This is a genomic window from Bradyrhizobium sp. 26S5, assembly GCF_036923295.1.
Taxonomy (GTDB): domain Bacteria; phylum Pseudomonadota; class Alphaproteobacteria; order Rhizobiales; family Xanthobacteraceae; genus Bradyrhizobium; species Bradyrhizobium septentrionale.
On the sequence record NZ_CP145948.1, the window covers coordinates 1,144,205 to 1,157,145 of the forward strand.

Annotated in this window: 8 protein-coding genes and 3 pseudogenes; 8 read left to right on the forward strand and 3 right to left on the reverse strand. The window is 58.7% G+C overall.

Annotated features, from left to right (window positions below; translation table 11 throughout):
- Window positions 1-309: 309 nt before the first annotated feature.
- Window positions 310-1,169 (forward strand): annotated as a pseudogene (locus V5279_RS05365) (Ku protein).
- On the opposite strand, the pseudogene V5279_RS05370 reads toward V5279_RS05365, so the two are convergent.
- Window positions 1,100-1,782, reverse strand: a pseudogene (locus V5279_RS05370) (IS5 family transposase); the annotation flags it as partial. The pseudogenes V5279_RS05365 and V5279_RS05370 overlap by 70 nt on opposite strands.
- Before the next feature lie 389 nt (window positions 1,783-2,171).
- Window positions 2,172-2,315 (reverse strand): annotated as a pseudogene (locus tag V5279_RS05375) (IS66 family transposase); the annotation flags it as partial.
- 974 nt (window positions 2,316-3,289) lie between these two features.
- On the opposite strand from V5279_RS05375, the gene V5279_RS05380 reads away from it, so the two are divergent.
- Complete coding sequence (locus V5279_RS05380; protein ID WP_338695663.1) at window positions 3,290-3,490, forward strand: hypothetical protein; 201 nt, start codon at window positions 3,290-3,292, stop codon at window positions 3,488-3,490.
- A 617-nt stretch (window positions 3,491-4,107) separates the two neighbouring features.
- On the opposite strand, the gene V5279_RS05385 is transcribed toward V5279_RS05380, so the two are convergent.
- Window positions 4,108-4,371, reverse strand: a complete 264-nt coding sequence (locus tag V5279_RS05385) for a hypothetical protein (protein ID WP_166212946.1) — start codon at window positions 4,369-4,371, stop codon at window positions 4,108-4,110.
- A 502-nt stretch (window positions 4,372-4,873) separates the two neighbouring features.
- Between V5279_RS05385 and V5279_RS05390 the strand changes: the two genes are divergently transcribed.
- The 6 genes from V5279_RS05390 (at window position 4,874) to V5279_RS05415 (ending at window position 12,772) form a co-directional block, all read left to right on the forward strand.
- Window positions 4,874-5,158, forward strand: coding sequence for a hypothetical protein (locus V5279_RS05390; RefSeq protein ID WP_338695665.1), 285 nt, complete (start codon window positions 4,874-4,876; stop codon window positions 5,156-5,158).
- A gap of 777 nt (window positions 5,159-5,935) precedes the next feature.
- Entirely contained in the window at window positions 5,936-6,682 is a 747-nt protein-coding gene (locus V5279_RS05395; RefSeq protein WP_166212950.1) for an outer membrane protein, read from the forward strand.
- 114 nt (window positions 6,683-6,796) lie between these two features.
- The gene (gene tnpB / locus V5279_RS05400) at window positions 6,797-7,153 is read left to right on the forward strand and encodes an IS66 family insertion sequence element accessory protein TnpB (protein ID WP_338695669.1); all 357 of its coding nucleotides are present in this window, start codon (window positions 6,797-6,799) and stop codon (window positions 7,151-7,153) included.
- Window positions 7,154-7,275: 122 nt separating this feature from the next.
- On the forward strand, window positions 7,276-8,754 hold the full coding sequence (gene tnpC / locus V5279_RS05405) for an IS66 family transposase (protein ID WP_338701870.1): 1,479 nt from the start codon (window positions 7,276-7,278) through the stop codon (window positions 8,752-8,754).
- 1,047 nt (window positions 8,755-9,801) lie between these two features.
- A complete protein-coding gene (locus V5279_RS05410) occupies window positions 9,802-10,809 on the forward strand; it encodes a transporter (RefSeq protein ID WP_166212931.1) in 1,008 nt (335 codons plus the stop codon).
- A gap of 13 nt (window positions 10,810-10,822) precedes the next feature.
- The gene (locus tag V5279_RS05415; RefSeq protein ID WP_338695671.1) at window positions 10,823-12,772 is read left to right on the forward strand and encodes a sensor histidine kinase; all 1,950 of its coding nucleotides are present in this window, start codon (window positions 10,823-10,825) and stop codon (window positions 12,770-12,772) included.
- The last annotated feature ends 169 nt before the right edge of the window (window positions 12,773-12,941 follow it).

Consider the following 12,941-nt stretch of genomic DNA (forward strand, 5'->3'; position numbering starts at 1 on the left):
GCGTGCTCGCTCACTCCATCGCAGCCGCCCTGCTCGTATGACGCCATAGGTGAGCGCGGCGCCCAGCAGAAAAGCACCTATGAGCCATAACACCATCAGATAAAAAGCCTCGCCCGGCACGGTCGCTCCCGTGGGTTGGTTCCCGGGCAAGTGCCGGCCGTGCGAGCAGTTCCTATCGGCTGATGCGCCTAATGTCGCGCTTGCGACTCCATTTCCCTGCCCCTCCGCCTATATTGGACTCATTGAGTTTAGGTGGAGTTTGAGTATGGCCCCGCGCGCCAATTGGAAGGATCCTTGCGGCTGTCCCTCGTGACGTGCCCGGTCGCACTGTTTCCGGCGACCTCTGAATCCGACAAGATCAGCTTCAACCAGATCAACAAGAAGACCGGTCACCGGATCAAGTATCTCAAGGTTGACGCCGACAGCGGCGAAGAGGTCGCATCAGACGACATCGTCAAGGGCTACAAGGTCGACACCGACCAATATCTTGAGGTGACGAAGGACGAGCTTGAGAACATCGCGCTCGAATCCACCCGCACCATCGAGATCGACGAGTTTGTGCCAAGAAGCGAGATCGACGATCTGTATCTCGTTCGGCCCTACTCATCGTCCCGGACGGCAAGGTCGGCCACGACGCTTATGCCGTTATCCGCGAAACCATTCGCTCGCTCGACAAGGTCGCCCTCGCCCGCGTGGTGCTGACCAACCGCGAACACGTCATCGCGTTAGAGGCCCGCGACAAAGGGCTGATGGGCATGCTGCTCCGCTATCCGTACGAGGTTCGAGACGCCGCGGAATATTTCGACGATATCCAGGACGTGAAGATCACCAAGGACATGCTGGATCTCGCAAAACACATTGTCGAGCAGAAGTCCGGCCATTTTGAGCCGACAAAATTCGAAGATCATTACGAGCATGCCTTGCAGGAGCTGCTCGACAAGAAGCAAAAGGGGCAGCCGATAGCGACGGCTCGCAAGGCCGCCCCGAGCAATGTGTTCAACCTCATGGATGCACTAGGGCCTGTTTGGATTCATCTTGAATTTATCACAGCGGCGGTGAGATTGATCATGGCTTCGAAGCTGATATCTGTTTTGTCGGCTCGCATGGCGATCCGCTTGAATTCCTTGAGCTTGCAGAAGAAATTTTCGATCAGATGTCGCCATTTGTAGATTTCCGCGTCGATGGCGAGAGGTTTTGCGCGCCGCGGGTGCTGGGAGATGACGACCTTGGCGCCGCGTGCGTCGAGGTCGGCAATGATGGCGTTGCTGTCGAACGCCTTGTCGGCGATCATCGCATCGAAGGTCGGCCCTTCGATCAACGGCGGGACGCCGACCGTGTCGAAGCGCTGTCCTGGCAGCAGCACGAAACGCAGGAGATTGCCGAGCGCGTCGGTCAGTGCCAGGATTTTGGTGGTCATTCCGCCTTTCGAGCGGCCGATCGCCTGGTTTTGCGTCCCCCTTTTGCGCCCTGTCCGTGGCGGTGGACTTTGACGATGGTGGCATCAACCATGACGTACTCCATGTCCGGCTCGTCCGAGACCGCATCAAACATGCGCTTCCAGACGCCCGCCTTGGCCCAGTCGCGGAAGCGCGTGTACACGGTTATCCAGTTGCCGAAGGCGCGCGGCAGATCGCGCCACGGACTGCCCGTGCGCGCAATCCACAGCACGGCTTCGACAAACAGCCGGTTGTTATTGCCGCTCCGGCCGGGATCACCCGGCTTGCCAAGACAAAGCGGCTCCATCTTCGCCCATTGGGCATCAGTCAAAACGAATCGGTCCATCCCAAGCTTGAATCACAACCAAGCCAGGATGAGAATCCGGAATCCAAACAGGCCCTAAAGCAGAGCATCAACGGGATCATCCAATAAGTCGGCGCCGGCGGCGAAACCAGCGAAGGCCAAGAAGGCGAAATCCAAGCCTCGCCGCAAGGCCGGTTGAGCGATGAAAGATACGGTCGAGTGGCACTCGCCATCTGGGCTCGATGCCTAAGCCATTGAGGCCCTTGCCAAGGCGCGATCCCTGCCGCCAGGACAAGCTCGCACGGAAGGAAACTTGCCGGCGCTCTTCGTGCGGCGGCCGACAAAATAGCCGGCCCTCGGTTGCCGCGCCGTGGCCGCCCGCCAGGCTGATCATGCCAGTTAATCTTTTCGAACCTTGTCTTCCAACTCGCGCGCCCGTCGTGAAGGAAGCGGGTGAATGCATTCCAGCGGCTAAGGCAGTAATTGATCGCCTTGGTCGTATCGTTGTTCCTGGAGTGCTTGGCGCGCTGCTCGCGTAACCACGCCTCTAGTTCAACGATAAGTGGACGGCTAACTACCGATTATTTGACGTAGCCGACACCCCTGCGCTGCCGCCGCACAGCTACCTCTTAGACTCAAGATAAGTGGTCCATGCAGCGCTGGCTAACGGCTGCGACGTTTGTTGAGCGCATGTCTTTTCGACTTGGGCCGCTATCGCCGCCTCGTCAATCTTCGCCTGTGTTTGATCGCTTGCTGCAGCAACGTAATTGAGTCCCGTCCAGAAACCGTAGATCCAGGTGGTCCCCTCTAATCGACGCGCTTGCGTAGACCGCCAGTGGACGCAACTCATACGCCCTATTCCGATCATATCGACCGAAATTTTGGCATCTTGCGCTGAGACCAGGCAGGCCGGTGCGGCAAAGACCAGCGCCCCAATCAAAACTCGTTTTATCATGCGTCAAATCCGGGCCCCCCTACATCATCATTACAAATCAGGCCGTAGCGTGACGGTTGATCGCGGTTGGAAACGACGGTTCGACGATCCGATACCATTGTCCCGGGGGCCGCCAGCTTGTCACGCTGCAGGACGCCAAAAACTACGCACGCCCTAGCTTTCTTCCTCTGGCGGTACTTCCGGAAAATCAGGGCCGTCGAGGTAAGCTTCAAAACTGCCCGGTTGCGCGCTTTCAAAATCGTTCTCGATTGTCACGACTTACAAGTCCGATTTGATGCGACTGGAAGTGGACAAGGGGTCCTGAAATTGAAAGCACGTTGCAGCGCGGCACCGGTATGCGCCGTCCTGACGGTTCTTTTTGCAAGTAGCTTGCTTTTGAACGGCGGTCTCAGGCGACGCCCGGAATTTCGATTGTACGAGGTCGATCTCGCCCGTCCATATCCAACACCACGCAAAGTAATCGCTCCGTGTCGTTTTTGTCACATCCGGCAAAGAAACGACCGCACGAGCACCAGCTTTGATACAGCGTTAATTGCCGTGTAGCCGTTAGAGGGTAAAGGTGTTCGTGCTTAGGTACCCATCTCGGAGATCACGATGTTGAAGTTTCTGGTTGTTGGAGTTGCGACTTTCGGTTTCATGGCTGCTGCCAGCGCTGCCGACCTCCCTCGTCCGCAGCCGGTTACTGCAACGGCTCCGGTTGGCAAGATGCCAATCGGGAAATATCCGGTTGGCAAGTACCCGGTCGGAAAGTACCCGGTTGGAAAAGCTCCTGCTCCGATCGTAACGAAGGGCTAGATCACCGCCGAATATCTATCTGCCTCAAACCTGTGTGGCAGTCGCGGCGCCGCGCCATCTGCAGGCTTGTTGCATCCCGGGCAGTGCGCGCCGGCACCGCCGCATGTGCAGGCCGTTCTCGAGGTCGCCGTCCTGTGGACGGCGAAGCGCCTTGATTCTTCCTCATAGGGCTTCGCCTAGCTGTCTTCCTGATGGAGATAGTCAGGCACAAATCGCGCCTGCCATGAGATCAGGCCGCGACGCCTGAGGTCGTTATTGATCTTGATCAACTTGGCCGCGCGGTTGAAGCCACGCTGGAATTTCCACCGATGGGATTGACACTCTCGGCAGGTGCGGAATGATGGTTCCGGCAGTGACGATCAAACCGTCGTTGAATTTGGTTCGCGCAAAATCCTTAGCTTCTACCTCTGTTGCGAACGTCTTAGTTAAGCGCGGATGTCGCCGCCTTGACAGCGTGCCATCTGTCGGAACTTCAAAAGTGACATACCACGTGTGCTTCATACCGCGATACCGCCACCCAGTATCGGTCGCCTGTTCTCCGCGCCGGGACGATAAAAAGCCATCACCGGGATGAAGCGGTGACGGCTTCTCTTTCGCTCGTGACCGCGAACAAGCTCTTACCGCCGCGCCCCAACGCGATTGACGCCACCATTCATGTTGCCACCGGCGTTATGACGAACCGCAGCGCGTGCCACCGGACGAGGCCTCAGCACGACGCCTGCGCGGGCAACGCAACCAGCCGGATATTCAGTGTACTGGCAGTACACGACCGCCTTGGCTGGCGCTGGATTGAGGGTGACGCCTGCAAGCCCCAACAGGGCGCTAGCAGCAATCCCGGCAACAGTCGCTGACTTGATCGAAAGACGCTTCCTCGAATGCATCGCGGACCTCCCTTTTTCGTGCCTGCGGAACAGATGCACGGGAGCCGCCTCAGGTGCGGCTGAACATAGCGTAAGCGCCAAAGGATCGCTGACGTTGACCTAGATCAAAGGAGCTGGGACGCTGTGTGGCCTTCTAATGGCCTCGACGCTGGTAGCGAAGAGGGCGGCGCGTGACAATCGCTCGTTGCTGGGGCTATCCACCAGCCCGCTTGGAGCGGCGGCCCGGATGGTCACATGAACAAGGCAAATGCAGTAAGGGCGACCGTGCAAATTCCGAGCACGACAATGCCGATGTAAAAGAAAATCTCTGGCATAGAGCAAGCCTCTGGTGCTTGCTAAATCAGCACACGGCCCGGCTCTCGTCTGAGCAAAATTGCTCACTTTTCCTCTCTTGCAGGGGAGCGCCCGACTACATCAAATTAGGACCAGCACGGAAAGTGCGATTGTGGCGCAACCGGCTATCGTTATTGCGTCCCATTTCATGCTGTGAACGCTGGAGCCGTTGCCGTTCCGCTCGTTGATTTGGATCAAGAACGAATTGCGACCTATTGAAATTTATGTGCCCAGAACAGTGAATAGGCTTCTCGATGTGAGCGATGGCGATTTTATTTCGCTGTGTATGTCGATGGCTTGCCGCCCGGAGAGATCAGCCCGCGTGACACTGCAAAAAAAAGCCATGGGCGCGGCAAGTGTGTCCGAGATCGCACTTTTTCGTCGGCTTCTGGGCGTATTGCGGGTGTGGGATATCATCATCACCGCCCTGCCTTCGGCTGTTATCGGTGACTGAGAGTGTTGCGCTCCCGCCTGACCCATGGGGAGTGCATCACATGCCGGAATGTCATTCCCCTCGCATGATCGAGCGATCTCGCTGCCCCAAGTGCGACATTCGCATGATGCTGGTCTATGTCGAGCGCAGTTTTGCTGGTCCCGATTTGCACACGCTTGTATGCCCTAAGTGCGAACTGGCGTACAAGGCGCTGGCAGACCAATGAAAGAACCAAGCGGGCTGGCTCATCCGCCCTTTCACCAGAGACCGCCGGTCGTCAACGATCAAGCCAGCAGCGCGTAGGAAAAGGCAGGAGGGGTTAAATGCAGCGGGCCTGATGCAAACGCGCAGTGCTCTGACGCGCACCACGGGCCTCCCTATTCGCTTACCGGGTCCCTCGGGGCGCGTCATGAACCGCCGGGACCGCGCGACCGCATCCATTGAAGAAATCTGGCGCGAGAAAATCCGTGGTTGCAGCTTCAGGCGAGGCAACACGTCTGCCTAGGACGCGCCCAGCTCGACGAAGGTCTCGCTGCATTTGCGGGCACGATCAATCCGCACTCACCGAAGCAGCTTGTCCCAGCTTCCCAGATCTTCGCCTGGCTCGCCGATGAAGACGCGAGTGGCGAAAGGCCTCACGGCAACGACCAGCAATAGTGCAGGGTGTCGTGCATAAACCTTTGTATATGAGTGTTGCCATTTTGTTACGGAGGTCTTGCCCGACACACACTACGCTCTAGGCTGGTAGTGCAAGTGGTTTGCACGCGAGCGTGCAGTTGAGAGAGAGGGGACACTGGGATGAGAAAGTTCTTAGCCGCCGCTGTCAGTTTCGCGGCAATTGCCATGGCCGCCGCACCTGCATCGGCCGCCGACATGGCCGTCAAGGCCCCGCCTCCGGCTCCGCTGCCGGTGATCTACAACTGGAGCGGCTTCTACATAGGCGCCAACGGCGGCTGGGGACAGAGCCGGAATTGCTGGGATTTCGTGGGGGTGGCCGGTACGGTCATCGGTGACGGCTGCCGCGAGCGGTCAGGAGGCCTCGTCGGCGGGCAGATAGGCTACCGTTGGCAGGCCAATCAGTGGGTGTTCGGCCTGGAAGCCCAGGGGGATTGGGCTGATCTCAGCAGCCAGCGTGTCAGTATTATCGCTCCGGCGTTCTCGACCCGCACGACAACGGACGGCATCGGGCTTTTCACCGGCCAGATCGGCTACGCCTGGAACGCCTCACTGTTGTACGTGAAGGGCGGCGCGGCGGTCACAAGCAATCGTTTCAGCATCCTTAGCACGCTTACCGGCGCCGAACTGGCCTCCGCAAGCGCGACCCGCTGGGGTGGGACCGTGGGTGTGGGCTGGGAGTACGGCTTTGCACCAAATTGGTCTGCCGGTATTGAATACGACCACCTGTTCATGGGGGACGCGAACAATTCGTTCTCTGTCGCCAATCCGATTGTTGCCGGTGCGCTCAATCGGATCAGCCAAGACGTCGATATGGTCACCTTGCGCATCAACTACCGCTTCGGCGGTTACGGCGCAGCGAGATACTGACCTCGTCCTTTCCGGGATCATCGAGATCGAAGTTGACGGCATCACGATCCGGGCCGGTCGTGGTGCCGACCCAACAATGATTGCGTCGATCGTCCAGGCGCTGAAGGCGAGCCAGTGATCGGTCCGTCGGGTGCGGTCCGGGTGATGGTGGCGACTAAACCGGTAGACTTCCGCAAGGGAATGGAGGGGCTTGCTACCCTGGTGCGCGAGAGCATGGGGGCTGACCCATTCTCGGGAGCTGTCTATGTGTTCAGGGCCAAGCGGGCGGATCGGATCAAGCTGGTGTTCTGGGACGGAACGGGTTTGTGTCTGTTCGCCAAGAGGCTGGAGGATGGAATCTGCCGCTGGCCGAAGATCGAGGACGGTGTGATGCGTCTGTCGGCGGCGCAATTGTCGGCGCTGCTGGAGGGGCTCGACTGGCGGCTTGTGCATGAAGCACGGGCGACGCCGGCGCCAACACAAGCGGGATAGTTGTTGGCGGTGCTGCGGCGAAGTGAATCAGGAGCGTCGGACGCGTCGCCAGTTGGCGGCGAATATGCTCTGAATTGGGTGTGAGCGACGCCCTGCCTGACGATCCCGAGACGCTGAAAGCGATGCTGCTTGCGGAGCGGTGCGAGAGCGAACGGCTGCGTCAGATCATCAAGGAATTGCAGCGGCATCGGTTTGGCCGGCGGGCAGAGACGCTGCCTGAAGATCAGATGCTGCTGGGCCTAGAAGACGTCGAGCAGGTGGCAGCGTACGGCGAGACGGCGCAGGACGTCAGCGCACCTGAAGGCCGTGAGGTGCAAGCCGGTAGGCGCCGCGTCAACCGTGGCGCCTTGCCGGCGCACCTGCCGCGGATCGAAGTCGTCGTCGACATCGAGGACAAGACCTGTCCCTGCTGCCAGGGCGAGTTACATCGGATCGGCGAGGATAGAAGCGAGCGGCTGGACCTGGTCCCGGCGCAGTTCCGGATCCTCGTTACCCGGCGTCCCAAATACGCCTGCCGCGCTTGCGAGGACGGTGTCATGCAGGCGCCGGCCCCGGCCCGGTTGATCGAGGGCGGACTGCCGACCGAAGCAACCATCGCCCAGGTTCTGGTGTCCAAATATGCCGATCACCTGCCGCTCTATCGGCAGGCTCAGATTTACGCCCGCCAGGGCATTGAGCTCGATCGTTCGACGCTGGCGGACTGGGTGGGACAAGCAGCCTTCCACCTGCGTCCGTTGCATGAGCGCCTCCTCGGCAAGCTCAGGCGACGGCCAAAGCTGTTCGCCGACGAGACGACGATGCCGGTGCTCGATCCCGGCCGAGGGCGCACCAAGACCGGTCAGCTCTGGGCCTATGCAGCGGACGACCAGCCATGGGGCGGCGCCGATCCGCCGGGCGTCGCCTATGTCTATGCTCCCGATCGCAAAGCCGACCGACCAATCGCCCATCTGGTAGGCTTCAAGGGGATCCTGCAGGTCGATGGCTATGCTGGCTATGGCAAGCTGGCCGAGCGTGGCGACGTTCAGCTTGCATTCTGCTGGTCCCACATGCGGCGTAACTTCTACGAACTCGCCGCCCCCGGTCCCGCGCCCATTGCGGGCGAGGCGCTCAAGCATATCGCCGAGTTCTATGCCATCGAGAAGGACATCCGTGGCCGTAGCGCCGAGGAGCGCTGTCTCGTTCGGCAACAGAAAAGCCGACCGCTGGCGGAAGCCTTCGAGCAGTGGCTCCGCGCAAAGCTCGCGTTGATCAGCCAAAAGGGCAAGCTGGCCGACGCCATCCGCTATGCGCTCTCACGCTGGGAGGGCCTGACGCGCTTTATCGATGATGGCCGTATCGAGCTCGACAACAACGCCGTAGAGCGCTCGATCCGTCCGATCACGCTCAACCGGAAAAATGCGCTGTTCGCAGGCTCCGACGGTGGTGCCGAGCACTGGGCTATCATCGCCTCCCTGGTCGAAACCTGTAAGCTGAACGATGTCGATCCGCTTGCCTACTTGACCGACGCGCTCACCAGGATCGTCAACGGTCATCCGAATAACGAGATCGATCACCTGCTGCCGTGGGCCTATTGCCGTCACGACCTCAAAGCTGTGGCCTGAAAACAGCGCTTACGTATTGACGCAGATCAACGCGGCTAGACGTTCAGCCGGGGCATCGGTCACGTTCCCGTTATCGCGCGATATAGCGGACCCAGTCCTGACCGACCGCAAGACGCCCGAGCGGCTGATGTCTCTGATGGGTCAAACACGGAAGTCGGAACACGCAACAGTAGCGTCCGCTTCACCCCGACACCGGACTTTCGATAGCCCGCGCGGCACTTCCGAAAAAGGCCAAGAGGCGACATGGGATCGCGTCAATAAATGAAAGAAGCCGCCAACTGAGGCGGCCTCTGGTCGAGCGCTCCGGCAACACCTTTTTTGGGGCCACGGGGCCGGTACTGGGGCCATCTACCGGCCCGGGTGGCCGGTCGGGTCGGGTTGCGGGGAATTACCCTGAAATAAACATAACGGCGGCTGCCAGTGCGACAGGGCAAAGCCCGAAAACTACAGCGAGCACCTTGTAGAGTAGGTCGTCCGGCATAACGCAACCGTCCTCTCTTTTAGGTTGAAGACGTAAGCCGGGAAAACTCGGTAACGCCAGTGCAGTTTGTGCCAAGCCATAAAAGTTATATCACCGGAACTCCGTTCACCCACGGAGAGCGCCGGAAGGCGCTCGGCTACATCGTGAAGATGACAATCAGGATCAGCACGGAAAGTGCGATTGAGACGCAGCCAGCCATCGTTATCCGATCCCATTTCATGCTGTGAACGTTTGAAGCTGTGGCCGGTCCGCTCGTTGATTTGGGTCATGAAACGCATTGCGACCTGTCGAAACTTATATGCCTAGAACAGTGAATAGGGCCTCTCTGTAGTCCTACCGAGAACGGGCGAGGGCGCTGCGATGCCGGATGTTCGTCATCGTTCCTTAAGGGTCCTGTCGAGGCGCAACTTATGCGGGGACCGCGCTACCCCGGATACCGATTTCGGCGAGATAGATCGCTGGGCCTTTGCGTAGCTCCTCGTGCCTGAAGCATAAAACGATGACGAAGGTTGCCAATGGACCGTTCGATCCCTTGAACCGACAAGGTCGCTTGGTAGGATGCTTCGATGAACCGGCATGGCGTTGGGGTGCAATTGACGGTCAGTGATGCGCCCGTTGTGGTCGACGCAAGCTCCGATGCGCCTGAAGCGCGTGTCGCAAGCCGGCTCTCTCTCTGCTTGGCATACGGAATGATCGCCGCTTTGTCCGTGGTCTCCAATGCGAAGGCACAGGAGGCAGAGCCGCGATCCTACTCTAATACGCCTATCGGGTTGAATTTTCTGATCGCGGGTTACGCTTACTCGCAAGGCAAGCTCGCGTTCGATCCCAACACGGCGATTGCCGACACTACATTCCGCTCCGACACCGGGGTGCTGGCCTATGTTCGGTCCTTCGAGCTTGCGGGCCAGTCTGCCAAGCTTGATGTGATCGTGCCGACATCGTCCTTCGCCGCGCATGGCCTCGTGAACGGTGAGCCGCGCGAGCGGGAGACGTTGGGCTTGGGCGATCCGCGATTTCGCTTCTCGGTCAACTTGTTTGGGGCACCCGCGCTCTCGGCGAAGGAATTCGCCAGCTATCGGCAGGATCTAATCGTCGGAGTAAGCATGCAGGTCTCCGCGCCGGTCGGGCAGTATGACAACACGAAGCTGCTCAACCTAGGCGGAAATCGCTGGTCATTCCGGCCCGAGTTCGGGATTTCAAAGGCATGGGGTCCATGGACCGTCGAGCTAGCCCCAAGCGTAACTTTCTTCAGCAACAACACCGACTTCTTCGGCGGCAATACGTTCTCGCAGGCTCCGATCTATGCCGTGCAGGGACATGTCATCTACACGTTTCAGTCCGGCGTATGGATGGCGCTGGACGGGCTCTATTTCGCGGGCGGCCGCACGGCCCTCAACGGCGTCAAAAGTGATAACGAGCAGGCGATAACGCGAGCTGGCTTGACGGTCGCCTTGCCGATCAATCGACAGAACTCACTCAAGCTCTCTGCCAGTACCGGCATCACGACCCGCACAGGAAGCGAACTGACGGCAGTTGCTATCGCATGGCAGTATCGTTGGGGCGACGGATATTGAGGAAGGATGTCGTATGGCAGGGCGACAGTCCGTAGCGGTTCTGGTCGCTCGATCAGGCGCGGGCCATCGTCGCGGTAAGACAGCAATGCAGTTTTGGCTAGTTGCCTTATCATGGCGATCTTGCACGTGGACCTTCGCCGCTGCGCTGGCGGTCGCATTTTTGCTGGCGACGCTGGGTCAAAGTCAGGCGGCTGATCCAGGGCCCAAACGAGTTCTGATGCTGCATTCATTCGGTCCTCGTTCCAAACCTTGGAGCGACTACGCTCAGGCCATTCGCACAGAAATAGACCTGCACTCGCAGAGTTCGGTGGAATTTCTGGAACATTCACTTGTGAATGCCGGCCAATCTCAGGAAAAATTGGAAGGTGCCGTCGTTGAGTACCTTAGCACCCTCTACACGGACCATCCGCCCGACCTTATCGTGGCCCTCGGCGCACCGGCAGCCAGTTTCATCCAGCGCCATCGTCAGCTTATTTTTCCAATGGTGCCGATGATCATTACAGCCGTAGACCAGCGCTTAGTTCAATATGAAAAACTGACGGATAATGACGCTGTAGTGTCGGCCACGAATGATGTTCCGTTTCTCTTCGAGAATATCATGCGCGTCTTGCCCGACACAAAGACCATCGCAATTGTAAACGGCACTTCCCAAATAGAGCGATTTTGGACGGAAGAAATGCGTCGAGAACTCGCGCCACTCGCGGGCCGGGTCGAGCTAAAATGGTACGATGAACTTCCATTCGACGAGCTTCTTAAGAAAGCAGAACATCTTCCGCCTCATACCGCAATCTTCTTTGTTCTAATGAATGTCGATGCGGCAGGGATAACACACGAAACGGGCAATGCTCTGAATAAGCTCGCTGCCTCAGCCAGCGCGCCGATTTTTTCTTTCGATGGTTCTTTTTTCGGAGAGAATGTCGTTGGCGGACCGATGTTCTCTCCGCTTGAGGGAGGGCGGATAGCCGCAGCCGTTGCCATTCGCATCCTTGAGGGAGAAAAAGCAGGCAATATCAAAACTCCGGCCATTGAATACGCGTCGCCAAAATTTGACTGGCGGCAAATGCAGCGGTTTGGGATCAGCGACAGTAACCTGCCTATTGGCAGCACCGTCTACTTCCGACAGCCAACGGTTTGGGAGCGGTATAGGTGGCAGATCGCATCCATCGTCGCGGTTCTTCTGATACAGATCGGGTTTATCTCGGTCCTGCTGCGTGAGCATCGTCGGCGTCAACTTGCCGAAGTGCAGGCGCGGCAGCGCATGGCTGAACTTGCTCATGTCAATCGCTTCTCGACTGCTGGTGAACTGACCGCCTCAATCGCTCATGAAATCAACCAGCCGCTCGGGTCCATTCTGACCAATGCCGAGACCGCAAAGGTAATCCTGCAATCTCCCAGCCCTGACATTTCCGAACTGAACGAGATTGTGGACGATATTTTGAACGATGACCGGCGCGCTAACGAGGTCATCCGGAGTATGCGCAGCCTTCTGAAAAGGGCACCCTTCGAACTGAAACGTCTCGACCTCAATGACGTCGCGCGGGAAACCATCGAATTTCTCTCGGCGTTGGCTGTCGCGCGAAAGGCCGAGTTGATCGGCGTGATAACGCCGGGTGCGCTTCCGGTGCTCGGCGACCGCATCCAGCTTCAACAAGTCATTCTGAACCTTGTCGTGAACGGGATCGACGCGATGAAGGACATGCCGAGCGAAAATCGCATCATCAGCATCCGAACTTCGCGGGTCGAAAGCTTCGCTCAGCTATCCGTGTCAGATCATGGTCCAGGCATTCCCGAAGACAAACTAGAAAGGGTCTTCGCGCCGTTCTACACCAGCAAGGCCGAAGGCATGGGGATGGGACTATCCATCGCGCGCACTATCATCGTGGCACACAAGGGGCTGATATCAGCGAGAAATAGGGATCACGGTGGCGCGTCGTTTAGGATCAGGCTTCCTCTTGTTAGTTGACCCAGAGCGGCGGCTCCGCGCCGAAAGCCACCGTCGAGCCGATCCATCCGAAGGCCATGCCGGTGGCTGCAAGAAGGCGAGTGGATCGGTCGTCAGTCAGCAGGGCGGCGCACTTGCCCGATCCCGCCTATGGGCCTCCCGGTCGGTCGTGTTCGCTTGATCTGGATCA